Origin of the sequence: Streptomyces sp. NPDC026206, assembly GCF_040638465.1 — a bacterium.
Classification (GTDB): domain Bacteria; phylum Actinomycetota; class Actinomycetes; order Streptomycetales; family Streptomycetaceae; genus Streptomyces.
Genome location: NZ_JBEZYL010000006.1, coordinates 180536 through 206062 on the forward strand (window position 1 = coordinate 180536; position 25527 = coordinate 206062).

Annotated in this window: 21 protein-coding genes; 7 read left to right on the top strand and 14 right to left on the bottom strand. The window is 71.9% G+C overall.

Annotated features, from left to right (window positions below):
• Positions 1-64: 64 nt before the first annotated feature.
• Positions 65-2980 (bottom strand): EAL domain-containing protein, encoded by a 2916-nt coding sequence (locus AB0F13_RS12215; protein WP_362079275.1) that lies wholly within the window; start codon positions 2978-2980, stop codon positions 65-67.
• 261 nt (positions 2981-3241) lie between these two features.
• A complete protein-coding gene (locus AB0F13_RS12220; protein WP_362079277.1) occupies positions 3242-4204 on the bottom strand; it encodes a 2-hydroxyacid dehydrogenase in 963 nt (320 codons plus the stop codon).
• 73 nt (positions 4205-4277) lie between these two features.
• Between AB0F13_RS12220 and AB0F13_RS12225 the strand changes: the two genes are divergently transcribed.
• Genes AB0F13_RS12225 through AB0F13_RS12235 form a run of 3 tightly spaced genes read left to right on the top strand, consistent with a single transcriptional unit; the run spans position 4278 to position 6651 of the window.
• On the top strand, positions 4278-5288 hold the full coding sequence (locus tag AB0F13_RS12225; protein WP_362079280.1) for an aldo/keto reductase: 1011 nt from the start codon (positions 4278-4280) through the stop codon (positions 5286-5288).
• 51 nt (positions 5289-5339) lie between these two features.
• Complete coding sequence (locus AB0F13_RS12230; RefSeq protein WP_362079283.1) at positions 5340-6470, top strand: PQQ-dependent sugar dehydrogenase; 1131 nt, start codon at positions 5340-5342, stop codon at positions 6468-6470.
• Positions 6471-6486: 16 nt separating this feature from the next.
• A complete protein-coding gene (locus AB0F13_RS12235) occupies positions 6487-6651 on the top strand; it encodes a DUF6191 domain-containing protein (protein ID WP_362079286.1) in 165 nt (54 codons plus the stop codon).
• A gap of 24 nt (positions 6652-6675) precedes the next feature.
• Here AB0F13_RS12235 and AB0F13_RS12240 read toward each other — a convergent pair whose 3' ends face one another.
• From AB0F13_RS12240 to AB0F13_RS12290, 11 genes are all read right to left on the bottom strand, one after another.
• The gene (locus AB0F13_RS12240; RefSeq protein WP_362079289.1) at positions 6676-8901 is read right to left on the bottom strand and encodes an MMPL family transporter; all 2226 of its coding nucleotides are present in this window, start codon (positions 8899-8901) and stop codon (positions 6676-6678) included.
• A 208-nt stretch (positions 8902-9109) separates the two neighbouring features.
• On the bottom strand, positions 9110-9709 hold the full coding sequence (locus AB0F13_RS12245) for a hypothetical protein (RefSeq protein WP_362079292.1): 600 nt from the start codon (positions 9707-9709) through the stop codon (positions 9110-9112).
• 255 nt (positions 9710-9964) lie between these two features.
• On the bottom strand, positions 9965-11473 hold the full coding sequence (gene gatB, locus AB0F13_RS12250) for an Asp-tRNA(Asn)/Glu-tRNA(Gln) amidotransferase subunit GatB (protein ID WP_362079295.1): 1509 nt from the start codon (positions 11471-11473) through the stop codon (positions 9965-9967).
• Between the two features lie 25 nt (positions 11474-11498).
• Positions 11499-11753 (bottom strand): hypothetical protein, encoded by a 255-nt coding sequence (locus tag AB0F13_RS12255; RefSeq protein ID WP_362079298.1) that lies wholly within the window; start codon positions 11751-11753, stop codon positions 11499-11501.
• Positions 11750-13243 carry an Asp-tRNA(Asn)/Glu-tRNA(Gln) amidotransferase subunit GatA gene (gene gatA, locus AB0F13_RS12260; protein ID WP_362079301.1) on the bottom strand — a complete coding sequence of 498 codons (1494 nt, stop codon included), beginning with the start codon at positions 13241-13243 and terminating at the stop codon, positions 11750-11752. The genes AB0F13_RS12255 and gatA overlap by 4 nt, the downstream gene beginning before the upstream one ends.
• 92 nt (positions 13244-13335) lie before the next feature.
• Complete coding sequence (gene gatC, locus AB0F13_RS12265) at positions 13336-13632, bottom strand: Asp-tRNA(Asn)/Glu-tRNA(Gln) amidotransferase subunit GatC (protein ID WP_362079304.1); 297 nt, start codon at positions 13630-13632, stop codon at positions 13336-13338.
• 212 nt (positions 13633-13844) lie between these two features.
• On the bottom strand, positions 13845-15944 hold the full coding sequence (locus tag AB0F13_RS12270) for a bifunctional diguanylate cyclase/phosphodiesterase (protein ID WP_362079307.1): 2100 nt from the start codon (positions 15942-15944) through the stop codon (positions 13845-13847).
• Positions 15945-16117: 173 nt separating this feature from the next.
• A complete protein-coding gene (ligA, locus tag AB0F13_RS12275) occupies positions 16118-18349 on the bottom strand; it encodes an NAD-dependent DNA ligase LigA (protein WP_362079561.1) in 2232 nt (743 codons plus the stop codon).
• A gap of 32 nt (positions 18350-18381) precedes the next feature.
• Positions 18382-19410 (bottom strand): methionine synthase, encoded by a 1029-nt coding sequence (locus AB0F13_RS12280; protein WP_362079311.1) that lies wholly within the window; start codon positions 19408-19410, stop codon positions 18382-18384.
• Between the two features lie 31 nt (positions 19411-19441).
• A complete protein-coding gene (locus tag AB0F13_RS12285) occupies positions 19442-20140 on the bottom strand; it encodes an SDR family oxidoreductase (protein ID WP_362079314.1) in 699 nt (232 codons plus the stop codon).
• A 15-nt stretch (positions 20141-20155) separates the two neighbouring features.
• Positions 20156-20695: a TIGR00730 family Rossman fold protein gene (locus AB0F13_RS12290; protein WP_362079317.1), complete on the bottom strand. Its 540-nt coding sequence runs from the start codon at positions 20693-20695 to the stop codon at positions 20156-20158.
• An 85-nt stretch (positions 20696-20780) separates the two neighbouring features.
• On the opposite strand from AB0F13_RS12290, the gene AB0F13_RS12295 reads away from it, so the two are divergent.
• The 4 genes from AB0F13_RS12295 to AB0F13_RS12310 all read left to right on the top strand — a co-directional run bounded on the left by AB0F13_RS12295 (position 20781) and on the right by AB0F13_RS12310 (position 24247).
• On the top strand, positions 20781-21218 hold the full coding sequence (locus tag AB0F13_RS12295; RefSeq protein ID WP_362079320.1) for a hypothetical protein: 438 nt from the start codon (positions 20781-20783) through the stop codon (positions 21216-21218).
• Positions 21215-21712 carry an ATP-binding protein gene (locus AB0F13_RS12300; protein ID WP_362079323.1) on the top strand — a complete coding sequence of 166 codons (498 nt, stop codon included), beginning with the start codon at positions 21215-21217 and terminating at the stop codon, positions 21710-21712. Before AB0F13_RS12295 ends, AB0F13_RS12300 begins: the two co-directional genes overlap by 4 nt.
• A 4-nt stretch (positions 21713-21716) precedes the next feature.
• Positions 21717-23483 carry a tetratricopeptide repeat protein gene (locus tag AB0F13_RS12305; protein WP_362079326.1) on the top strand — a complete coding sequence of 589 codons (1767 nt, stop codon included), beginning with the start codon at positions 21717-21719 and terminating at the stop codon, positions 23481-23483.
• Positions 23484-23638: 155 nt separating this feature from the next.
• Positions 23639-24247 (top strand): hypothetical protein, encoded by a 609-nt coding sequence (locus AB0F13_RS12310; RefSeq protein WP_362079329.1) that lies wholly within the window; start codon positions 23639-23641, stop codon positions 24245-24247.
• 83 nt (positions 24248-24330) lie between these two features.
• On the opposite strand, the gene mnmA is transcribed toward AB0F13_RS12310, so the two are convergent.
• The gene (mnmA, locus tag AB0F13_RS12315; protein ID WP_362079332.1) at positions 24331-25485 is read right to left on the bottom strand and encodes a tRNA 2-thiouridine(34) synthase MnmA; all 1155 of its coding nucleotides are present in this window, start codon (positions 25483-25485) and stop codon (positions 24331-24333) included.
• Between the last annotated feature and the right edge of the window lie 42 nt (positions 25486-25527).

Genomic DNA, 25527 nt, shown 5'->3' on the forward strand with positions numbered 1-25527 from the left:
GCTTTCCAAGTACGAGAATTCGGGTGCGCATGGGATCGACCCTCCCTCCGGTGCACCTGAAGTGTCAAGTGGGTGGGACGGGCGTCTCATTATTTGAGCGCAATGGAGCATGCGCGAGAGCTCCCGCGCCGCCCACCGCTGCGGAGCGCACGGGCAGCGCACCCCCGACGAGCAGCTGATTCACGCCATCGGCGGGTTCACTCGGGAGGGCGTACGGGCCACTGTCGAGGGCGTGCCGCAGCCGGTGCTCGTCGAGGGCTCCGGAGAAGGCCGTGCCCTGGCCGTGGGTGCAGCCCATGGCCAGCAGGGCGCGGGCCTGCTCGGGCTCGTCCACGCCGTCGGCGACGGACTGCATGCCGAGGTCGCCGGCGATCCGCAGCAGCCCTGCGGTGATCTTGTGCAGCCGGGCGGACTCGGCGACCCCGTCGACCAGGCCCCGGTCGAGCTTGAGCACGTCGATGGGCAGCCGCCGCAGGGCGCTCATGGCGGCGTAGCCGCTGCCGAAGCCGTCGAGTGCGATGCGCACCCCGAAGCGGTGCAGGGACGCCAGCCGTCGCTCCAGCTCGTCGAGGGGGATGCGCGGGTCGCTTCCGGACAGCTCCAGGACCAGGGAGCCGGCGGGCAGGCCGTGGCGCAGGACGATCGCCTCGATGTTCTTGGGCGGCAGCGACTTGTCCAGCAGCCGGGCGGCGGACAGGCGCACGTACACGGGCACGGTGTGGCCGGCGCGGCGGCGCCGGTCGGCCTGCTCGACGGCCTTCTCCAGCGTCCAGCGGCCGAGCTCGGCGGTGCGGGCGCTCTCGTCGCCGCGGTCGATCTCGGCCACCCGCAGGAACTCGTCCTGCGTGAAGAGGATGCCCTGGGCCGAGCGCCAGCGGGCCTGTGCGGAGACGGCGGTGATACGGCCGGTGGCCAGCTCCACGACGGGCTGGTGCAGCAGCGCGAACTCCCCGTCGTGCAGGGCGGTGCGCAGCCGGGTGGCGAGCTCGGTGCGGCGGACGACGTCGGCCTGCATCTGCGGGGCGTACAGCTCGACGCGGCCCTTTCCGGCCTGCTTCGCGCGGTACATGGCGAGGTCGGCGTTGCGCATGAGGGTGCCCGGGGTGATCTCCGGCTCGGCGAAGGCGACGCCGATGCTGGCGGCGACGCGGACCTCCGTGCCGCCCTCGACCAGGTAGGGCTGGGAGAGGGTGAGCCGGAGCCGGTCGGCGATCTCCAGGATGCGGTATTCGCGGGCGGCGGCGTCGCGGGTGCCGTCGCCGATGATGAGCGCGGCGAACTCGTCGCCGCCGAAGCGGGCGGTGGAGTCGCCGGCGCGCACCGAGTCCTGGAGCCGGCGGGCGGCCTGCACCAGCAGTTCGTCGCCGGCCTGGTGGCCGACGGTGTCGTTGACGGCCTTGAAGCCGTCGAGGTCGATGAAGAGCACGGCGGTGCCCGCGTCGGTGACTCTGCGGCCGGCGAGCGCCTGCTGGACGCGCCGGGTGAACAGGGCCCGGTTGGGCAGGTCGGTGAGCGGGTCGTGCTCGGCGGTGTGCTGCAACTGGGCCTGCAGCCGCACGCGTTCGGTGACGTCACGGCTGTTGAAGATCAGGCCGCCGTGGTGGCGGTTGACGGTGGACTCGACGTTGAGCCAGTCGCCGCTGCCGGAGCGGAAGCGGCACTCGATGCGGGTGGTGGGCTCCTCGGCCGGCGGTGCGGCGAGGAAGCGGCGCACTTCGTGGACGACCCGGCCCAGGTCCTCGGGGTGGATGAGCGTGGCCAGTTCGGAGCCGACGAGCTCCTCGGCGTCGCGCCCGTAGACCCCGGCGGCGGCGGGGCTGACGTAGCGCAGTATCCCGGTGGGCGCGGCGATCATGATGACGTCGCTGGAGCCCTGCACCAGGGAGCGGAAGTGGTTCTCCTTCTGCGCGAGCTCCTGGGTGAGGGAGATGTTGTCCAGCAGCATGATGCCCTGGCGCACGACCAGCGCGAGGACGACCGTACAGCCGGTGAACAGCACGACGCGGTCGACGTGGTGGCCGTCCAGGACGTTGTACAGGATGCCCAGCGTGCAGACGGCGGCGGCCAGATACGGGGTCAGGGCGGCGAGGGAGCCGGCGATGGGCCGGCCGGCGGGCGGCACGGGCCGGCCGCGCCGGCCGGTGGGCTCGTCGCCCTCCTCGCGGGCCACCCAGGGCGCGTACGCCATCAGCATGTAGCCCGCGAACCAGCCCGCGTCGAGGATCTGACCGGAGCGGTAGTGCTGCTGCAGCAGCGGCGACGTGAACAGGGCGTCGCACAGGACGGTCAGAGCGAGGGCCGCGATGGCGGTGTTGATCGCGGAGCGGTTGGCGGAGGAGCGCTTGAAGTGCAGCGCCAGGACCATGGACACCAGCACGATGTCCAGCAGCGGGTAGGCCAGGGACAGCGCGGCGTGGGCCACGGTCTCGCCCGCGAAGTGCGCGGTGTGGGCGAGGGCCAGGCTCCAGGAGAGCGTCAGCAGCGAGCCGCCGATCAGCCAGGAGTCCAGCGCCAGGCAGACCCAGCCGGCCCGGGTGACCGGGCGGCGGGCGAGCACCAGGAGGCCGATGATGGCCGGCGGCGCGAAGAGCAGGAAGCAGAAGTCCGCCGGGGACGGGCTCGGTACGTGCCGCCCGAGGACGACCTCGTACCAGCCCCAGACGAAGTTGCCGAAGCCGGCCATCGCGGAGGACGCGGCGAACAGCAGCCAGGCGGGACGGAAGCGGGTGCTGCGGGTGCGGCCGTACCAGAAGCAGGAGGCGGCGGCGAGGCCGGCGGCCCCGCTGAGGCCGAAGTCGCCCATGGTGGCCGCCAGCTCGGCCGAGCCCCAGCCGAAGACGGCGCCCGTGGCGTAGCCGCCGCACAGGACGGCGAGGAAGAGCTGCGGGAACACGCCCGGGCCGCCGGCGGGGGCGGTCCGGCGGGTCAGGGCCGCTCCGGGGGCGCTCACCGCGCCGCCGTCCTGAACACGCCGAACCATGGGAGCCACAGGGCCGGGGTCGCCACGCAGTGCGACCGTGGTCGGTGCTTGAGCCGCGTCGGGTAGATCGTCCATTGGCCGTGCATCGCCCGTCGCCCCCCTCGAGTTCCGGTACCTCGCTGCGCCCGTACGGTGCGCGGAGCAGCCCCCGTCGGGACGATACACCAGAGTCGTCACTCAGGGACATAGCTCATATACATAGCGTAACCAGCTGCGGGATTACGGATACGGAGAGCAGCCAAATGATGCCTCTACGTGGTATCAGACGGCAGCGGCTACGACATTCCGCAGAGGCTCGTCCAGTACGAATCTGGCCAGTTGATCGCGCAGGAGTGCCTTGGCGCGGGGCAGAAAGGCCGAAGAGGGCCCACCCACATGGGGGGTGACGATCACCCCGGGGGCCTTCCACAGCGGGTGACCGGCGGGCAACGGCTCGGGGTCGGTAACGTCCAGTGCCGCGAGCAGCCGGCCGCTCTCCAGCTCGCCCAGGAGCGCCTCGGTGTCCACGACGGCGCCCCGCGCGACGTTCACCAGGAGCGCACCGTCCTTCATCCTGGCGAGGAACCCGGCGTCCACCAGGCCCCGGGTCTGCGCGGTGAGCGGCGTCGTGAGGATCACCACGTCGGCGTCGGGCACCAGTTCCGGCAGGGCGGCCACCGGGTGGACGGGGCCGCGTGCTGCCGTGCGCGCGGAGCGCGCGACGCGCATCACCCGCGCGCACTCAAAGGGCGCGAGCCGGTCCTCGACGGCGGCACCGATCGAGCCGTAGCCGACGATGAGCACCGACTTGTCGGCGAGCGCCGGGCGGAAGACGGGCCGCCACTCCCCCGCGTCCTGCGCGCGTACGAAGCCGGGGATGTCGCGCAGTGCGGCGAGGGTGAGGGTCAGGGCCAGCTCGGCGGTGCTCGCGTCGTGCAGCCCGCGGGCGCTGCACAGCCGCGCGCCGGAGGGCAGCCGCTCCATCTCGGGCAGGAGGTTGTCGACCCCGGCGGTCAGGGCCTGCACCACCCGCAGCCCGCTCATCAGCGGCAGCGGGCGGGTCTCCACCGCGGGGCCCTTCATGTACGGCACGCAGTAGAAGGCACAGCGCGCCGGGTCGCCGGGGTAGTCGGGGCCGCCGTTCCAGTAGGCGTACTCCAGGCCCCCCGGGAGGTCCTCGATCTCCTCGGGGCGGATCGGCAGCCACGCCAGTGGCCGGAGGGAACCGCTGTGATCTGCACTCATGTCTGGAGGCTATGCGAAGAGGCCACAGCGGCAGAGGTTAGTTTGGGGACGAGGAACGGGGGGGGTACGGCCGGTGGAGCGCAGGACAATCGGTGCTACGGCGCTCGAAGTGGGTGCGATCGGCCTCGGATGCATGCCGATGCACTGGGCGTACAGCGCCTCGCAGCAGAGCGGCGAGACCGCGCTGCGCACGGTCCACGCGGCCCTCGACGCCGGGGCCAGCCTGCTGGACACCGCCGACATGTACGGGCCGTTCACCAATGAGCTGCTGGTGGGGCGGGTGCTGCGGGAGCGGCGCCGGGAGGCGTTCATATCGACCAAGTGCGGGCTGCTGGTGGGCGAGCAGCACATCGTCGCCAACGGGCGGCCCGGCTATGTGAAACGGGCCTGCGACGCCTCGCTGCGGCGGCTGCAGACCGATGTCATCGACCTCTACCAGCTGCACCGCCCGGACCCGGAGGTGCCGGTCGAGGAGACGTGGGGGGCGATGGCGGAGTTGGTCTCCGCGGGGAAGGTCCGGGCGCTGGGGTGGTGTGCAATCGGCGCGCGGGCGCGGCGCAGGTTCGGCTCCACGGCCGGCGCGGGCGCGGGGATGTACGACGCGACGATCCGGCAACTGGAGCGGGTGCAGCAGGTCTTCCCGGTGAGCTGTGTGCAGGCGGAGCTGTCGGTGTGGTCGCGGGAGGCGCTGGACCGGCTGGTGCCGTGGTGCTCCTCGCGGGGGGTGGGGCTGCTGGCGGCGATGCCCCTGGGGAATGGTTTCCTCAGTGGGACCCTCACGCCGGGGCAGGGCTTCGAGCCGGAGGACATCCGGGCCCGCCACCCGCGCTTCACCGCGGAGATGATGGCCGCCAACCAGCCGATAGTCGCCGGTCTGCGGCGCGTCGCGCGGCGCCACGACGCGACGGCGGCGCAGGTCGCCCTGGCCTGGGTGCTGGCGCAGGGCCGGCATGTGGTGCCGGTGCCGGGCACGAAGAAGGCGCGCTGGGCGGTGCAGAACGCCGCCGCCGCCGGGCTGCGGCTGACGGATGAGGACTTCGCGGAGCTCGCGGCGCTGCCCCGTGCGATGGGCTCCTGGGAGTGACGGGGTGTATCAAGGAGAGGTGATCCGCCCGGACGAGAGGAGACCCCCGCCGTGCGACGCCCGACCGCACCGGCCGCCCTGGCCGTCTCCGCGCTGCTGACCGTCGCGGGCTGTTCCGGCGACTCGTCCTCGGGCGGTGCCCCGCCGTCGTCCGCCACCGCCGTGCCCACCGCTTCCACCGCCCCGGCGGCGGGTTCGGCCGAGGTCGTCCGTACGGTCGCCACGAGGCTCATGTCGCCGTGGGGCGTGGCCGCGCTGCCCGGCGGTGACCTTCTGGTGGGCTCGCGCGACACCGGCAGGATCGTCCGGGTCTCCGCGGCGGACGGCCGGCAGAGCGTGCTGGGCACGCTGCCGGGCGTCGCGGCGGCGGGCGAGGGCGGGCTGCTGGGCCTCGCCGTCCCGCCCGGCGACGGTGCCGGCCACGTGCTGTACGCCTACCTGACCACCGCCTCCGACAACCGCATCGTCCGGGTGCCGGTGGACGACGGGCGCCCGCAGGGGCAGCGGCTGGGCACGCCCGGGACGGTCCTGTCCGGCATTCCCAAGGGCACCGTCCACAACGGCGGCCGCATCGCCTTCGGCCCGGACGGGATGCTCTACGCAGGTACGGGCGAGAGCGGCCGGCGGGGCCTGGCCCAGGACAGGAAGTCCCTGGGCGGCAAGATCCTGCGCATGACCCCCGGCGGCCGGCCGGCGCCCGGCAATCCGGACGCCGGCTCGGTCGTCTACAGCTACGGGCACCGCAACGTGCAGGGCCTGGCATGGGACGCGGACAAGCGGCTGTGGGCGTCGGAGTTCGGCCAGGACACGTGGGACGAACTCAATCTGATCGAGCCGGGCGGCAACTACGGTTGGCCACAGGCCGAGGGCACGGTAGGGAAGGCGGGGCTCAAGGACCCCGTGCAGCAGTGGCGCACGGCCGACGCCTCGCCGAGCGGCCTGGCCTACGCGGGCGGCTGCCTGTGGCTGGCGGGGCTGCGGGGCGAACGGCTGTGGCGGATCCCGCTGCGGGGCGCCGGGAGCGCGGCGGCCCCCCGGGCCCACCTGCGGGGGAACTACGGGCGGCTGCGGACAGTTGTTCCAGTTGAGGACGGGGGCCTGTGGCTGACGACGAGCAACACGGACGGCCGGGGCAGCCCGGCCGCGGACGACGACCGGCTACTGCGGCTCAAGGTGACCTGACGGGACGGAAGTTGCCATGTTCAATGTGATCGAGGAACTGTTCGCGCCCGGCCGGGAGCACACCGAGGAGGAGCTCAACCGGCTCGCCCTCAGCCGTGACGACGTCGGCGACGGCGACCCGGGCAAGGGCCCCATCGACCTCGACTCCGGGTGCGTGGTGATCCGGCCCCGGCACAGCTGAGGAGTCCCCCGCCGTCCGGCGCGCTCACCTGCCGAGCGGCACGGCCGCCGGCTCGTCCGTACGGTCGGCCCGCTGGAGCGGTGCCGCGGCGGGCAGCGGCAGGGCGGGCTCGTCCGGCGGCTCGATGCTGATGCGCGGCAGCAGGCGCTCCAGCCAGCCGGGCAGCCACCAGTTCGCGCTGCCCAGCATGTGCATCAGGGCCGGGACCAGCAGCGTTCGCAGGACGAAGGCGTCCAGGGCCACGGCGGCGGCCAGGCCGATGCCGAACATTGCGATCACGCGGTCGCCGCTGAGCACGAACGCCAGGAAGACCGAGATCATGATGACCGCCGCGGAGTTGATCACGCGGCTGGTCTCGGCGAGGCCTACGCGGACGGCCCGGGTGTTGTCCCGGGTGGCGAGCCACTCCTCGTACATACGGCTGACCAGGAAGACCTGGTAGTCCATCGAGAGGCCGAAGAGCACCGAGACCATGACGACCGGCAGGAAGGGCTCGACGGGGCCCGCCCCGCCCAGGCCGAGCAGCCCGCTGCCCCAGCCCCACTGGAAGACGACCACGATGAGGCCGAACGAGGAGGCCACGGCGGCGATGTTCATCGCCGCGGCCTTCAGCGGTATGCCGATGCTGCGGAAGGCCAGGAGCAGCAGCAGGCAGCCGAGGCCCACGACGGTGCCGATGAACACCGGCAGCTTGCCCAGTATGACGCCGGCGAAGTCGTCGTAGGCGGCGGTCATGCCGCCCACGCGGACGTCCAGGCCCGCGCCGCCGGTGGCCTTGGGCAGCACGGTCCCGCGGAGCCGGTCGACGAGGTCACTGGTGTCGCGGGACTGCGGCGAGGTGGCCGGGACGACGGTGATGACGCCCGTGTCGCCGCTGCCGTTGAGGGCCGAGGGGGTGACCGAGGCGATGCCCGGGGTGTGGCGGAGGGTGTCGGGGAGCTTGTTGAAGGCGAGGCTGTCGGCGGCGCTGTCCAGCGACGCCACGAGCGTCAGGGGGCCGTTGACGCCGGGGCCGAAGCCCGTGGCGAGCATGTCGTAGGCCTGGCGGGTGGTGCGGGACGCCGGCTGGTTGCCCTGGTCGGAGGTGCCGAGGTGGAGGGAGAGCGTCGGCAGGGCCAGGACCAGCATGACGCCCGCGGCGAAGGTGCCCAGCACCTTGGGGTGGCGCTCGACGAACGCGGACCAGCGCGCGGCCAGCCCGGTGGGGATGTCCGGCCGGGGGCCGTGTTCGGCCAGGTGGCGGCGCTCCCGGCGGCTGAGGGCGCGCTCCCCGATGAGAGCGAGCAGCGCGGGCAGGAGCGTGAGGGAGGCGGCCACGCTCAGCACGACCGTGAGCGAGGCCGCCAGCGCGACGCCGTTGAGGAAGCTCAGCCGCAGGATCAGCATGCCGAGCAGCGCCACGCACACCGTTCCGCCGGCGAAGACGACGGCCCGGCCGGTGGTGGCGACGGCGCGTTCGGCGGCGAGGTGGACCGGCAGCCCCTGTTTCAGGCCGCGCCGGTGGCGGGTGACGATGAAGAGCGCGTAGTCGATGCCCACGCCGAGGCCGATCAGGGTGCCCAGCATGGGCGCGAAGTCGGCCACCTTCATGACGTGGCTCAGCAGGACGGTGCCCATGGAGGCGGTGCCCACGCCCACGACGGCCGTGGCGATGGGCAGCACGCTCGCCGCGGGCGAACCGAAGACGACGAGCAGGACCACCGCGGCCACCACGATGCCGATGATCTCGCTGAGGTGCCCGCCAGAGCCCTCGGACGAAGCGATGCCGCTGCCGCCGAGCGCGACCTGGAGATTGCCGGTCGCCGCCTTCCGGGCGGTCTCGACGACCTTCTTGACCTGCGCCGGGTCCGGGTCGCCGGTGGCGCTGTCGAAGGTGAGGGCGGCGTACGCCGTGTGCCGGTCGGCGCTGACCTGGGTGCTGCCGGCAGCGGTGTAGGGGCTGTCGACGGAGGCCACTGCGGGCAGGCCGGCGACCTCGTGCAGGACGGCGCTCATGCGCCGCTCGACGTCGGCGGCGCGTACGGTGCCCCGGTCGGTGTGCCAGACGATCGTGTCGTCGCCACCCCGGCCGGGAAAGGCCGCCTCCAGCAGCGCGGTGGCGCGGGCGGACTCGGTGCCGGGCACCCGGTAGTCGTTGGAGTACGAGGAGCCGGCCAGCATGGCCGCCAGGGTCGTACCGGCGAGGACGACCAGCCACCCGACGATGACGGCGAAGCGGCGGCGCAGGCACCACCGGGCAAGTGAGGTCATAACCTGCTTCCCGGGTATCGCGTCGTTCTCGCCGGGGACGTGACCCGTGGTTCCGACCGCTGAGCATGGGTGAGCGACTGGGCAGAAGGCCCTTGAGGGCCCGCTGCCGACCACTGTGGCAGGAGAGGGAGATCTTTTATCCGTTTTGTGGGTTATACCACAGAGCACCCTGGTTTATGTCACTCAGTAGCGGATTCCTGACGTCGGGTCACCGTTCCCAGCGGAAGCCGTGCCAGGTGTGGGCGACGTCCACCACGAGGTGATTGCCCTCCTGGAACACCCGGAACGGCAGCCGGGCCCGTACGCCCAGGCCGACCTGGGTGTCGCCCTCGAAGCTGCCGCCGAACCGCGTGTCCTTGAAGGTCCGGTAGCCGGTGAGGTCCACGCCCGGCAGTTGCTGCTTCACCCGGCCGTCGTAGACCGGCTTGCCCGTCGCCGGGTCGTAGCTGGGCGCGGCCACCCGCACCTCGAGGATCGCGCCGCCGCCGACCGGGATCACATCGCCCGAGCCGTCCTGGTGCAGGGTGCCGACATAGCCCACGCGGTAGCCGATCGGGCCCCTGGTGTCCGGGCCGAGGATGTCGAAGACCATGCGGTCGTAGCAGTCGTGCCGGCCGGTTCTGATGTCCCGCAGCGGCTTGTACTCGGTGTCGGTGCTGACCTTGGGCAGGCTTCCCCAGTCGGCCGCGCAGGCTGCCACGGCCGTCGTCGGCACCTCGGCCGCCACGGCCGTCCCCATCGGCAGCATGGCCGTGAGCCCGGCGCCCGCCAGCACGAGCGCCGCCAGTCCTGTCCTGAACCGTCGCATGTTCCCTACCCCCGGGATTCGAGTGCGGGCACGCGGACCGGCCCGCTGCCGCGATCATGCCGGACCGTTTCGGCCTGTGGGGTGGGTATCGACTGATTCAGGCCGGCATCGGGCGATGGAGGCGATGACGGCCGCTGCGCCACAGGCCGATGGCCGCCCCTCCGGAGAGGGACGGCCATCGTGCCGCATTGACGGCGGGCTGCCGGGAGGGAGGGGATCAGCCCTCGGCGCCCGGCTTCTCCAGGCCGTGCGTGATCATTCCTTCGCGGCAAGCCGCTCAAGAATCAACTCGCGCACCCGGGCGGCGTCCGCCTGGCCGCGCGTGGCCTTCATGACCGCGCCGACGAGCGCACCCGCCGCCGCGACCTTGCCGGAACGGATCTTGTCGGCGATGCCCGCGTTGGCCGCGATCGCCTCGTCCACGGCCGTGCCCAGCGCACCCTCGTCGGAGACGACCTTCAGGCCCCGCTTGTCGACGACCTCGTCCGGGCCGCCCTCGCCCGCGAGCACGCCCTCGATGACCTGGCGGGCCAGCTTGTCGTTGAGGGAACCCTCGGCGACCAGCGCGCACACCCGGGCGACCTGCTCCGGGGTGATCTCCATCGCGGCGAGGTCGACACCGGCCTCGTTGGCGCGGCGGGACAGCTCGCCCATCCACCACTTACGGGCCGGGGCGGCGTCCGCGCCGGCCTCGATCGTGGCGACGATCAGACCGACCGCGCCCGCGTTGAGGATCGACTGCATGTCGTGCGCCGAGACGCCCCACTCCTCGCGCAGCCGGTTGCGGCGCACGCGCGGCAGCTCGGGCAGGGTGGCCCGCAGCTCCTCGACCCACTCGCGGGAGGGGGCCACCGGCACCAGGTCCGGCTCGGGGAAGTAGCGGTAGTCCTCGGCCTCTTCCTTGATGCGGCCGGACGTCGTCGAGCCGTCCTCCTCATGGAAGTGCCGGGTCTCCTGCAGGATCGTGCCGCCGCCGCCCAGCACCGCGGCGTGCCGCTGGATCTCGAAGCGGGCGGCGCGCTCGACCGAGCGCAGCGAGTTGACGTTCTTCGTCTCGCTGCGGGTACCGAACTTCTCGGCGCCCTTCGGCATCAGCGACAGGTTGACGTCGCAGCGCATCTGGCCCATCTCCATGCGGGCCTCGGAGACGCCGAGCGCCTTGATGAGCTCGCGCAGCTCGGCGACGTACGCCTTGGCGATCTCCGGGGCGCGCTCGCCCGCACCGGTGATCGGCTTGGTGACGATCTCGATGAGCGGGATGCCGGCCCGGTTGTAGTCGAGCAGGGAGTGGGACGCGCCGTGGATACGGCCGGTGGAGCCGCCGACGTGGGTCGACTTGCCGGTGTCCTCCTCCATGTGGGCGCGCTCGATCTCCACACGGAAGATCTCGCCGTCCTCCAGCTGGACGTCCAGGTAGCCGTTGAAGGCGATGGGCTCGTCGTACTGGGAGGTCTGGAAGTTCTTCGGCATATCCGGATAGAAGTAATTCTTCCGGGCGAAGCGGCACCACTCGGCGATCTCGCAGTGCAGCGCGAGGCCGATCTTCACGGCCGACTCGACGCCGATCGCGTTGACGACCGGGAGGGAGCCGGGCATGCCGAGGCAGGTGGGGCAGGTCTGCGAGTTGGGCTCGGCGCCCAGCTCGGTGGAGCACCCACAGAACATCTTCGTCTTGGTGCCGAGTTCGACGTGCACCTCGAGGCCCATGACGGGCTCGTAGGTGGCAAGCGCCTCCTCGTACGACACCAGTTCAGTGACGGTCACGGAAAACTAACCTCTCAGTCCCGGCTCAGCCCGCGAGGACGTCGTCGCTGTTCATGCGGCGCAGCTCACGGACGAGCATGGCGACGCCGGTGGCGATGGCCGCCGCGGAGACGACCGCGTCGACGAGCTGCAGGGTGTCCCGCTCGCCGCGTGCCTTCTTCGCCTGCTTGACCACGCTCACCGCACCGAACAGCGTGGTGCCGATGGACAGGTACGTACCGGCCTTGGACTTCTTGAAGCCCTTGGCCTTCTTCAGCGCGCTCTTCTTGTCGGTGCTCACAGTGCCGGTGCCTCCTCGAGAATCGGGTGGCCCCAACGGGCGGTGAACGCGGCCTCGACCGCGGCACCGACCTTGTAGAGCCGGTCGTCCTGCATGGCGGGAGCGATGATCTGCAGACCGACCGGCATCCCGTCCTCGGGCGCCAGGCCGCACGGCAGCGACATGGCCGCGTTGCCCGCCAGGTTGGTGGGGATGGTGCACAGGTCGGCGAGGTACATCGCCATCGGGTCGTCGGCACGCTCGCCGATCGCGAAGGCGGTGGTGGGCGTGGTCGGCGAGACGATCACGTCGACCTGCTCGAAGGCCTTCTCGAAGTCCCGCGTGATGAGGGTACGGACCTTCTGGGCGGAGCCGTAGTACGCGTCGTAGTAGCCGGAGCTGAGCGCGTAGGTGCCGAGCATGACGCGGCGCTTGACCTCGGGGCCGAAGCCGGCCTCACGGGTCAGCGCGGTGACCTCCTCGGCCGACTTCGTGCCGTCGTCGCCGACCCGCAGGCCGTAGCGCATGGCGTCGAAGCGGGCCAGGTTCGAGGAGCACTCGGACGGCGCGATGAGGTAGTACGCGGCCAGCGCGAGGTCGAAGGACGGGCAGTCCAGCTCGACGATCTCCGCACCGAGCTCCTTGAGGAGCTCCACGGACTCGTCGAAGCGCTGGATGACGCCGGCCTGGTAGCCCTCGCCGCGGAACTGCCTGACGACGCCGACGCGCATACCGGCGACGGAGCCGTTGCGGGCCGCCTCGACGACCGGCGGGACCGGGGCGTCGATGGAGGTCGAGTCGAGCGGGTCGTGCCCGGCGATCACCTCGTGCAGCAGGGCCGCGTCCAGGACCGTACGGGCGCAGGGGCCGCCCTGGTCGAGGGAGGAGGAGAAGGCCACCATGCCGTAGCGGGAGACCGCGCCGTAGGTCGGCTTGACGCCGACGGTGCCGGTGACGGAGGCGGGCTGGCGGATGGAACCGCCGGTGTCCGTGCCGATGGCCAGGGGCGCCTCGTACGCGGCGAGGGCCGCGGAGGAACCGCCGCCGGAGCCGCCGGGGATCTTGGTGAGGTCCCAGGGGTTGCCGGTGGGGCCGTAGGCGCTGTTCTCGGTGGAGGACCCCATGGCGAACTCGTCCATGTTGGTCTTGCCGAGGATGACGACGTCCGCGTCCTTCAGACGCTTGGTGACCGTCGCGTCGTACGGCGGGATCCAGCCTTCGAGGATCTTGGAGCCGACGGTCGTGGGGACGCCCTTCGTGGTGAAGATGTCCTTCAGCGCCAGCGGGACGCCGGCCAGCGGGCCGAGCTTCTCGCCGCGCTCGCGCTTGGCGTCCACGGCGCGGGCCTGGGCCAGCGCGCCCTCGCGGTCGACGTGCAGGAAGGCGTTGACCTTCTCGTCGACGGCCTCGATCCGGGCCAGGTGGGCCTCGGTGACCTCGACGGCCGTGAGCTCGCCGGAGGCGACCTTCGCGGCGATCTCGGCGGCGGTGAGCTTGATCAGATCTGCCATTACCGCTCTATTGTTCGCTTCTCCGCCCGCGCGGCGAAGCTGCGGGGAGTCTTCCGGGTGCGGCTGAGCAGCCGCGCGTGCGTCGCTCACAGTCAGTCCTCCCCCAGGATCTGCGGCACCTTGAAACGCTGCTGCTCCTGGGCGGGGGCGCCGGACAGCGCCTCCTGGGGGGTCAGCGACGGGCGGACCTCGTCCGGCCGCATGACGTTCGTCAGGGGCAGCGGGTGGGAGGTCGGGGGTACGTCCTCGTCGGCCACATCGGAGACGCGGGCGACCGCGCCGATGATCACGTCGAGCTGTTCGGCGAAGTGGTCGAGCTCTTCGTCCTTCAGCTCCAGACGTGACAGCCGGGCGAGGTGGGCGACCTCCTCGCGCGTGATGCCAGGCATGCAGCGATCCTCAAGGGTGGGTGTAGTGGGTGGACGGCTTTCGCCCCAATCCTATGGCTCCGCGCCACGTGCCCGCGAAACGGTTTCGCTCCGCTGGGGTTGCAGGTGTTTCGGGGCTCCGCCCCGGACCCCGGTCCTCAAACGCCGGACGGGCTGATTGGTCAGCCCGTCCGGCGTTTGAGGAGCAGGGGTTGCGGGGGCAGAGCCCCAGGTCACGTCACCGGCTGGTCCGCATCCTCCTCCGTCGGCGCGGCCGCGGCGAGCGGTTCGTCCTCCCGGCGCCAGCCGGACTCGCTGCGCAGGCGCAGCCACGCCGTGGTCTCGTCCGGCGGCATCGCGGCAGCGACCAGCCAGCCCTGGACGGCGTCGCAGCCCAGGTCGCGCAGGCGCTCCCAGGTCTCGTCGTCCTCGACGCCCTCCGCCACGACCAGCAGGCCGAGGGAGTGGGCGAGGTCGAGGGTGCAGCGGACGATCTCCGCGTCCTCGTTGTCGATGGCGAGGCGGGCCACGAAGGACCGGTCGATCTTGAGCTCGCTGACCGGGAGGCGGCGCAGGTGGACCAGGGACGAATACCCCGTGCCGAAGTCGTCGAGGGACATCTTCACGCCGTGGCCGGTGAGGCCGGCGAGCGTGTCGGCGGCCCGCTGCGGATCCTCCAGGAGCACGTGTTCGGTTATTTCCAGCTGCAGCGCCCCGGCGGGCACGCCGTGCCGGGCGAGCCGGGCGGCGACCGAACCGGCGAAGCCGGGGGTGTGCACGTCGCGCGGCGAGACGTTGACGGCGACCGGGACCTCCAGGCCCATGGCGCGCCACTTGGCGACCTGCCCGAGGGCGGTCTCCAGGACGTACTCGGTCAGGCGGGGCATCAGCCCGGACGACTCGGCGATGGCGATGAACTCGTCCGGGGAGACCCGGCCGCGCTCGGGGTGGACCCACCGCACGAGTGCCTCCAGGCCCTCGACGTGGCCGTCGAAGCCGACCTTGGGCTGGTAGTGCAGCTCGACCTCGCCCGCGTCCAGGGCGCGGCGCAGGTCGCCCAACAGGCCCAGGCGGTCGGGGGTGTTGCCGTCGCGGCGGGCTTCGTAGACCTCCACCCCGCTGCGGTCGCGCTTGGCCTGGTACATCGCGACGTCCGCCCGGCGCAGGAGGCCCTCCGCGTCGAGGGCGTGGTCGGGGTAGACGGCGACGCCGGCGCTGGCCTCCAGGACGAGCGTGAGCCCGTCCAGGTCGAGGGGCGAGCCGAGGTCGGCGACGAGGGCGCGGGCCACGCGCTGGGCACTGGTGAGGGAGTCGGCGGTGGGCAGCAGGACCGCGAACTCGTCGCCGCCGAGCCGGGCGGCCTCCGCGTCGCGCGGGAGGGCCAGGCGCAGCCGTTCCGCTATCTGCAGGAGCAGCCGGTCCCCGGCCAGGTGGCCGAGGGTGTCGTTGACGGACCGGAAGCGGTCGAGGTCGATGAGGACGAGCGCGGCCCGGTCCCCGGCCCGCTCGGCCTCGTCCAGGGCGGCCCAGGTGCGCTCCAGCAGCCATTGGCGGTTGGGCAGCCCGGTGAGGGGGTCGCGCAGCTGTTCCTCGGCGCGGGCGCGGACGATCCAGAGCGTGGAGTCCAGGGCGATGAGGGGCACCGCGAAGAGGGGGAGGAGCAGGGGCGCGTGGTCGGCGACCACGGCGATGAGCGGGGCGATGCCGAGGAGGGCTCCGCCGACGAGGGCCTGCCGCATGAGTGCGGTGCGGGCGATGGAGGTCAGCGCGGCGCGCGGGGCCATAGAGTACCAGAGCAGGGCGCGGGTGACGGCGAGGTACAGGAAGGCGGCGAGGGCGATCACGGGGACCGCGGAGAGCCCCCAGGTGTCGGGCAGCCAGGGGGCATCGGCATCGGCGGTGACGCCGCACGCGGCGAGGGCGAGTCCGGCGGCCGCGATGCCGAGGATATCGACCGCGCCGTGCAGTAATGCCTGCCGCCATCGGTGTCGCCGGGCGGTGGCGACCAGGGTGACGACCGCGATGCTGATCAGTACGGACGGGATCCAGCCGTAGAGCAGCAGGACGGCCAGGGTGAGGGCGGCACCGGATCCGGTGCCGCCCCACCAGCGGTCCCGCCCGAGGGCGACGAGGTGGGCGACGATCAGCGCGGTGAGGGTCGCCAGCGACCAGCCGACGGTCCGGCCGGGGAAGAGGGCCCGGCCCGTGCTCAGCGCGTGGAATGTTCCGACGGTGAACGCCAGCGCGGCCGACGTCACGCAGACCGTCGGCAGCACGGGCGGGGATAGCCGGCGCGGCCGCGATGCCGGTTCGGCGCTGTTGGTGGGTTTCATGCCCGTCCCTCTCACAGCCGGCGGTGCCCGCGCCACGGCAGGCGCACATCTCAACAGTAGGGCGCAGAAGGCTACGGCGGGCAGCGATCGGCAGCGGTTGCCCGAATGGGATCCGGCCTTCCGCAGCCTTCTGGTACGCGCTGTAGGGGTAATGCCCACTGACTATGCGGCCATTACTCCGCCGGGGTGGTCTCCTGGGGCACGGCGGCCTCGCGCGCCGCCTCGGGGCCTTCGTTCAGGAGTACGACGAAGCCGGGTTCCTCCAGAACAGGGACCTTCAGCTGCATCGCCTTGTCGAACTTCGAACCGGGATTGTCACCGACGACCACGAAGTCCGTCTTCTTCGACACCGATCCGGTCACCTTCGCGCCCTGGCGCTGCAATACGTCCTTCGCGCCGTCGCGGGTGTAGCCCGAGAGGGTGCCGGTGACGACGACGGTGAGGCCGGCCAGGGGGCGCGGGCCCTCGTCGTCAGCAACCTCCTCCTCCATCCGTACGCCCGCAGCCTTCCACTTGGCCAGGATCTCGCGGCGCCAGTCCTCGGCGAACCACTCCTTGACCGCGGCCGCGGTGGTCGCGGCGACGCCTTCGACGGCGTCCAGCTCCTCCTCGCTCGCCTCGGCGATCCGGTCGATGGAGCGGAACTCCCGGGCGAGCGCGACCGCGGCGACCGGGCCGACGTGGCGGATCGACAAGCCCGTCAGGATGCGGGAGAGCGGACGCTGCTTGGCCGCCTCGATGTTGGCCAGCATGGCGAGGGCGTTCTTCTTCGGTTCGCCCTTCTGGTTGGCGAAGAAGGTGACGATCTTCGGCTCGCCCGTCTCCGGGTCACGCTTGGGCAGACCGCTGTCCGGGTCCACGACGTAGGACTTGATAGGCAACAACTGTTCGATGGTCAGGTTGAACAGGTCGCCCTCATCCTTCAGCGGCGGCTCGGCCGGCTCCAGCGGCTGGGTGAGCGCGGCTGCGGCGACGTAGCCGAGGTTCTCGATGTCCAGGCTCTTGCGGCCGGCGAGGTAGAACAGCCGCTCGCGGATCTGGGCGGGGCAGGCCCGGGCGTTGGGGCACCGGAGGTCGATGTCGCCCTCCTTCATCGGGCGCAGGCCCGCCCCGCACTCCGGGCAGTCCGCCGGCATGACGAACTCCCGTTCGGTGCCGTCGCGCAGGCCGGTCACCGGGCCCAGGATCTCGGGGATCACGTCGCCCGCCTTGCGCAGCACGACCGTGTCACCGATGAGGACGCCCTTGGCCTTGACGACCTCCTGGTTGTGCAGGGTGGCGAACTCGACCTCGGAGCCCGCTACCGTGACCGGCTCGACGACCGCGTACGGCGTCACCCGGCCCGTACGGCCGACGCCGACCCGGATGTCGATCAGCTTGGTGTTGACCTCCTCCGGGGGGTACTTCCAGGCGATGGCCCAGCGGGGCGCGCGGGAGGTGGAGCCGAGGCGCCCCTGGAGGGGGATCTCGTCGAGCTTGACGACGACGCCGTCGATCTCGTGCTCCATCGAGTGGCGGACGTCGGGGTTGCCGTAGTGGGCGATGAACTTCCGCACGTCCTCCAGGGAGTCGACGACCTTGGCGTGCGCGGCGGTCGGCAGGCCCCACTCGCGCAGCAGCTCGTAGGCCTGCGACTGGCAGTCGATGCCGAATCCCTCGCGGGCGCCGACGCCGTGCACGACCATGTGCAGCGGACGGCTCCTGGTGACCTTCGGGTCCTTCTGGCGGAGCGAACCGGCCGCGGCGTTGCGGGGGTTGGCGAACGGGGGCTTGCCGGCCTCCACCAGGCGGGCGTTGAGCTCCTCGAACTTCTCCAGCGGGAAGTAGACCTCGCCGCGCACCTCGACCAGGGCCGGGACGCGGTCGCCGCGCAGGCGGTCGGGGATCTCGGAGATGGTGCGGACGTTGGGCGTGATGTCCTCGCCCGTGCGGCCGTCGCCGCGGGTGGCGGCGCGGGTGAGACGGCCGTTCTCGTAGGTGAGGTTGACCGCGAGGCCGTCGACCTTGAGCTCGCACAGGAAGTGGTAGGGCGTGCCCGGGCCGATCTCCTTGGCGATGCGGTCGGCCCAGGCGGCCAGTTCCTCGTCGTCGAAGGCGTTGTCGAGGGAGAGCATGCGCTCCCGGTGCTCGACCTCCGTGAATTCCGTTTCGTAGGCGCCGGCGACCTTCTGGGTGGGCGAGTCCGGGGTGCGCAGCGGCGGGTACTTCTCCTCCAGCCCCTCCAGTTCGCGCAGCAGCTGGTCGAACTCGGCGTCGCTGATGACGGGGGCGTCCTTCACGTAATACCGGAAGCGGTGCTCCTCGACCTGCTCGGCCAGCAGTGCGTGCTTCTCCCGCGCCTTCGCGGGCACCGTGGACTGCGCCGCGAGCGCTTCGAGCTCCTCGCCTTGCTGTTCGACAGCCACCGTCTCGTCCTCCCGTTGTTCCTTGAGCGCCGTCACTCAGGGTTGTCTGCGAGTGATTTCGCCGCCCGGACGCAGTGCGCGAGGGCCGCACGGGCATATGCGGGCGAAGCGCCCGCGAGCCCGCACGACGGGGTGACCACCACGGACTCGGCGAGAGTCCCCGGCGACAGCCCCAGCCTGCGCCACAGCGTCCTGACTCCCATGACGCTACCGGCAGGGTCTGACAATGGGCCGTCCACACCCGGCACCACGCCCGCGAAGAGCGTGGTGCCCGCCTCGACCGCCTCACCGATCGCATCGTCCTCACGCTCGGTGAGCAACGAGAAGTCGAACGAAACACCTGCCGCACCGGCCCGGCGCAGCAGCGCGAAGGGCACGCCCGGAGCACACGAGTGCACGACGAGCGCCCCGTCCGGGCTCTCCTGCGCCACCGCCGCCAGCTCCCGCAGCGCACCTTCCACCACGACCCGGTCGACCGCCCGGTACGTGCGGTAGCCGCTGGCGGTGCGGACTTGCCCGCGCAGCACGGCGGGCAGCGACGGCTCGTCCAGCTGGAGCACGATCCGCGCGCCCGGCACCCGGCGCCGCACCTCGGCGAGGTGGCCGCGCAGGCCCTCGGCGAGGGAGGCCGTCAGGTCGCGGCAGGCCCCGGGGTCGCCCAGCGCCGCCTCGCCGCCGCGCAGTTCGAGTGCGGCCGCCAGGGTCCAGGGGCCGACGGCCGAGACCTTCAGCGGGCCCCGGTAGCCCTGGGTGAACTCCTCCAGCGCGTCGAGGTCCTCGCCCAGCCAGGACCGTGCGCGGCGGGTGTCGCGGCCCGGCCGGTCACTGATCCGCCAGCCGCTGGGCTCCACGTGCGCGAACACCTCGACGAGCAGCCCCGCCGTCCGGCCGATCATGTCCGCGCCCGGCCCGCGCGCGGGCAGCTCGGGCAGGTACGGCAGGGCCTCCACCGACCCGGTGACGGTCTTCGCGGCCTCCCGCGCGTCCTCGCCGGGCATGGAACCGACGCCGGTCGCGGTCCCGGCACCCCAGATGCTGCGATTGCTGTTCTTCTCGCTCACCCAGGAAGAGTACGAGACCGCGACCGCCGCCTCAGCTTCCCGAGTACCCCGGGCGGACGGAGAGGTCGTGGATCTCCGCGTCGCGCGGCAGGTCGAGCGCGAGCAGCACCGTCGTCGCGACCGACTGCGGGTCGATCCACTTGCCGGGGGTGTACTCGTTGCCCTCCTGCTGCTGCACCTTCGCCTGCATGGCGGTGGCCACGCGGCCCGGATAGACGCTGGTGACCCGGATGCCGTGGGTGTGCTCCTCCTCGCGCAGGGAGTCGGCGAGCGCCTTCAGGCCGTGCTTGCTCGCGGCGTACGCGCTCCACCCGGCGCGTGCGTTCAGCCCGGCACCGGAGTTGGCGAAGACGACGTGCCCCTTGGAGATCCGCAGCTGCGGCAGCACCAGGCGCGTCAGCTCGGCCGGGGAGACCAGGTTGACGGCGAGCGTGCGGTTCCACGTCTTGGTCGTCAGTTCACCGACGGCCCCGAGGTCGGAGACGCCCGCGATGTGCAGCAGGGAGTCGAGCCGGTCGGGCAGGGCCTGGTGGCCGAGCGCCCAGGAGAGCCGGTCGGGGGTGCCGAGATCGGCCACGAGCGTCTGCGCGCCGGGGAACCGCGCGGCCAGGTCCTTGGCCCGGCCGGCGTCGCGCGCGACCAGCCACAGCTCGTCGCCGCGCTCGTGCAGCCGCTCGGCGACGGCCTCGCCGATTCCCGAACCCGCACCGGTGATCAGATGTGTTGCCATGCCCCCAAGCTTGCCCTAGCGCAGGCCGGCGGACTCCTCCAGGTAGGCCATCGCGCCCACGCCGTCCTCCGCGAAGAAGACGAGGTCGGTGAGGGGAAGCGGCAGGAAGCCCTCCGCGTCCATCCGCTGGAACTGCTGCTTGAGCCCGTCGTAGAAACCGGCCGCGTTCAGCAGCACCACCGGCTTGCTGTGCAGCCCGTGCTTCTTCAGCTCCAGGATCTCCGTCGCCTCGTCCAGCGTGCCCGTACCGCCCACCATGATGACGACGCCGTCACCGCGCGCCAGCAGCTCCGCCTTGCGTGCGGCCAGGTCCTGGGTCACCACCATCTCATCGGCGTTCTTGCGCGCCTTCGAGGCGAGGAACTCCACCGAGACGCCCACGAGCCGCCCGCCGCTGTCCTGCACGCCGTCCGCCATGACCTTCATCAGGCCGGACTCCGAGCCGCCCCACACCATCGTGTGGCCGCCCTTGCCGATGAGGGCGGCGAACTCCCGGGCGGGCCCGGTGTAGCGCTCGTCGAGGTCGGCGGCGGAACAGAAGACGGTGATGTTCATGTCCGTCACAGTACGCCGGGAACGCCTGCCCGTTATCAGTGCGGCGTGCTTGCATGGGCACCTCGGAAGTCGGGGAGGGGCACGGATGCTGAACGAGACGATGACAGCGCTGGCCGCGGCGGGCGGGACAGCCTTCGCACAGGCGGCGGGGACCCATTGGTACGACAGGCCCCGGAGCATCACGGCACGGCTGCTGGGGCGGGGTGACGCCGAACGGGAGCGGGCCGTGGCCCAGCAGCTGGACAGCACCGTGGCCGGGCTGGAGACGGCCGACGACCCGGAAGCAGTGGCCGGGCGGATACGGCAGGAGGCGGCGATCTGGTTCGGCTCCCTACTGATGAACCTGGACGACGCGGCGCGCGAGGAGGCCGCCGGGCAGCTGCGCGAGCTGATCCGCCTGGCCGAGGAGGCGACAGCCGCGGCGCCTTCCGGCGACCACATCGAGTTCAGCGGCGACTTCAAGGCCCCCGTGCTGGGCAAGGGCACGCAGAACATCACCTACAGGCGGGCCCCACGCCGGTGACCGAAGGGGACCACGTCGAGCTGAGCGGCACCTTCCCGGGGCCGACCCTCGGCAAGGGCATTCAGCACATCACCTACAACTCCTCCGGGACGGGCGGCGGCCCGGCGCCCTGCGCGCCGGCCGCCCTGCCCTCGGCGCCCTGCCTGCTGGTCGGGCGGGAGAAGCAGGTCAGCGAGCTGCTGGAGCGGCTGGACCCGGGCGGCTCGGGCAGCCCGACGACCGTCGTCTCGGCGGTGGCCGGCCTGGCCGGCGTCGGCAAGACGGCGCTCGCGCTGCACGCGGCCCACGTGGCCGCGGGGCACGGCTGGTTCCCGGGCGGAGTGCTCTTCGTGGACCTGCGCGGGTACGACCCGGGCGGGGGGGGTCGGCGCCGGACAGGCCCTGGGCGCCCTGCTGCGGGCGCTGGGCGTCCGGGACACGGACCTGCCGCCGAGCACAGAGGAGCAAGCCGCGCTGTACCGCTCGCATTTGGCGCGAATGGCGGCGCGGGGTGAGCCCGTGCTGCTCGTCGCGGACAACGCGTCGAGCGCCGCTCAGGTGGAACCGCTGCTTCCGGGCACCCCGGTGCACCGCGTCCTGGTGACATCCCGGCACACGCTCGCGTCCCTGCCGGCGCGCCTGCTCGATCTGGAAACATTGGATCCGGCGGACGCGGTCGAGCTGATCACGCGATCATTGACGGACGCCTGGCCGGACGACGACAGGCCGGACGAGGAGCCCGAGGCACTGGCGCGGCTCGCCGAGCGGTGCGGGCTGCTGCCTCTGGCCCTGCGCGTCGCCGCGGCGCTGCTCAAGGCCGACCCCTACCGGAGCATCGACGACCTGGCCGATGAACTGGCGGACGCGCGCTCGCGCTTGACCGCCCTCCGCTACGAGGACGGCGGGACGAACGCTCTCGGCGTACGGGCCGCGTTCGACCTGTCGTACGCGCGCCTGAGCCCGGAACAGGCCCGCTTGTTCCGGTTCCTGCCGCTGAATCCGGGCCCGTCCATGTCGACGGAAGCAGCGGCGGCGCTGGCCGGGGAAGCCGAACGCCCCGCGCGCGCTCTGCTGTCCGCGCTCGCGCAGGCCCATCTGGTGGAGCGGGTGGACCGCGGTCGGTGGCGCATGCACGACCTGGTGCGGGTGTACGCGGACGAGCTCGGTGCGAAGTCGGCGAAGGCCGACGACCGCGAGGGCGCGCTGGACCGGCTCTTCGAGCACTATGTGCTGTGGACGGCGGACGCCCACAGCCTGACCCGTCCGGTACCGAAACCGACTCCTTCCGGACGCTTCAAGGAACACTCCCAGGCACTGGCGTGGCTGGAGCGCGAGCGCCCCACGCTCGTGGCAGCGACCCAGCTCGCCGCGGAGTCGGGCCGTGGCCGGCAGGCGGAGCGGCTGGCACGACTGCTGCACCCGTTCCTGCACCGGCACCACTACATGGCCGACCTCGTGACGACCGCACGCGCATCCCTCAAGGCCGCCCACTTGATCGGCAGCCGGGCGCTCGTGATCTCCGCCCTGCACGCCCTGGGCACCGCGCTGCGTGAAGCGGAGCGGGGGGACGAAGCCCTCACCTTCCTCAAGGGCGCCCTGTCCCTCACCCGGGAGGCGGGAGATCCCCGCATGGAGTGCGACATCCTGACCAGCATCGGTATGTCCCTCAGCCGGGCCGGGCGGCATGACGGGGCGACCCGTCACTACGAACAGGCTCTGGCCATCGCCCGGGCGTGCAGGGACCTGGAGTCCGAGGCGGCTTCAGTGATGTGCCTGGGAGTCGTTCGCTACGACATGGGCCGGTATCACGAGGCAATCCTCCTCTTCGAGGAAGCCCTCGCACTGATGCGCGAGGCCGGCATACACGACCACGGCACCACGCTGGGCAATCTCTGCCGCGCCCTGTTCGAGGCCGGCAGGGTCGACGAGGCCGTCATCCGTTTCCGGGAAGTCATCGGCCGACTGCGTGCGGAAGGCGACCGCCTGGGAGAGATCCGCCATCTCATGGAGCTCGGCAGCAGACTGCGGTACGCGGGCCGCCCGGGCCAAGCGATCACTTGCCTACGTGAGGCCGTCGCGCTCTGCGAGGAGAACGGCTACGGAGGATTCCAGGGTGCCTCGCTGGCCAACCTCGGCGAGACCCTGTGGCACTCGGGCGATAAGAACGAAGGGCGCGCCTGCCTGAAACGAGCCGTGGAGCTGCTGCTGAAGTACGGAGCGGAAGCGGACGCCGAAGCGATCCGCGCTTACCTGCAACAGCTCCCCCCACCCCCCGCTATGGCCTGATATCAGCCGGTCCTTGTCGCGGTTCAGGACCTGTTCCATCGCGGCCTTGTCACAGAACTCTCCGCGATTTGGCGGCGTGTAAGGACGTTGTTAGCCTGACGTGCGCTCGTCAAACGGGCGCGAATTCAAGCCAATTCATCGGGGGAGTCCTCAGCGTGAAGCTTCGTCATGTCCGCGCGGCCGCGGTCTTCGGAATCGTCGTCGTCGCCCTGACCGGAGCCCGCGGGCACCACGGCGGCAGCTGCGGCGGCGGTGGGTCCAGCCACAGCAGCAGCTCGTCCACCTCGGGCGGCTCGACGTCGGGCGGCACCACCGGCGGCGACTCCTCCGGAGGCACCTTCGGCGGCGGCACGACCAGCGGTGGCACGACGAGCGGTGGCACGACCAGCGGTGGCACGACGACCGGCGGCACCACCACATCCGGCACCACCACCGGCACCACGGGCACCACCACCGGCGGCAGCTCCAACAGCGCCATGCGCGACGTGAAGATCCTCGACTGCTCCTACAGCGACCGTCTGGGCATCACCGCGAAGGTCAGCGCCACCAACAGCAGCACCACGCTGAAGTACACCTACCGCCTGACGGTGAAGTTCACGACCCCGGACGGCGCCACCGCCACACGCAGCCCGTCCATCCCCTACGTCACCCCGGGCAAGACCGACACCCTCGACGTCTCCACCCCGTACACCCCCAGGGCGGGCTCCCCGACCAGCGGCGGCAGGTGCGAGGTCACCAACGTCCTGCGGACGATCGAGCACTGAGCCCCACACGCACACGGAACCGCCCGTGTCCCTCCACCCACTCGGGGGTGAAAGGGACACGGGCGGTTGTGTTCGTGTCCGTCCTACCGGGCCGGCGCCGTCGCGGCCGCCCGCTCGGTCACCGCGATCGTCGCGGAGCCGACCACGCGCGTACCGTCGTAGAGCACGATCGCCTGCCCCGGGGCCACGCCCCGCACCGGCTCCGTGAAGGAGACGCGCAGCTCGTCGCCGGCCGGCTCCGCCGTCACCTCGGTCTCGCCGCCGTGGGCGCGCAGCTGGGCCGTGTACGTGCCGGCACCCTGCGGCGCGACGCCGCACCAGCGGGGCTTGACCGCCGTCAGGGCGATGACGTCCAGCGCCTCCACCGGTCCCACCGTCACGGTGTTGTTCACCGGGGAGATGTCCAGGACGTAGCGCGGCTTGCCGTCCGGGGCCGGGTGGCCGATGCGCAGGCCCTTGCGCTGGCCGATGGTGAAGCCGTAGGCGCCCTCGTGGCTGCCCAGCTTGGTGCCGGACTCGTCGACGATGTCGCCCTCGGCGGTGCCCAGGTGCTTGGCCAGGAAGCCCTGGGTGTCGCCGTCGGCGATGAAGCAGATGTCGTGGCTGTCGGGCTTCTTCGCCACGGCCAGGCCGCGCCGCTCCGCCTCCGCGCGGATCTCGCCCTTGGTGGTGAGCGTGTCGCCCAGCGGGAACATCGCGTGGGCCAGTTGCTTCTCGTCCAGCACGCCCAGGACGTAGCTCTGGTCCTTGGCCATGTCGCTGGCGCGGTGCAGCTCGCGCGTGCCGTCCTCGTTGAGCACGACCGTGGCGTAGTGGCCGGTGCACACCGCGTCGAAGCCCAGCGCGAGGGCCTTGTCGAGCAACGCCGCGAACTTGATCTTCTCGTTGCAGCGCAGGCACGGGTTGGGGGTGCGCCCGGCCTCGTACTCGGCGATGAAGTCCTCGACGACGTCCTCGCGGAAGCGCTCGGCGAGGTCCCAGCAGTAGAAGGGGATGCCGATGACGTCGGCGGCGCGGCGGGCGTCGCGCGAGTCCTCGATGGTGCAGCAGCCGCGCGCGCCGGTGCGGAAGGACTGCGGGTTCGCCGACAGCGCCAGGTGCACGCCGGTCACGTCGTGCCCGGCCTCGACGGCGCGGGCCGCGGCGACGGCGGAGTCGACACCGCCGGACATGGCGGCGAGAACGCGGAGCCCCTTGCGGGGGGCCTGGGGGTCGGGGGCGCCCGGGAAGTCAGTCATAACCCCTCCAGGGTACGGGGCGGGCTCGGGTGGCCCCGGTCC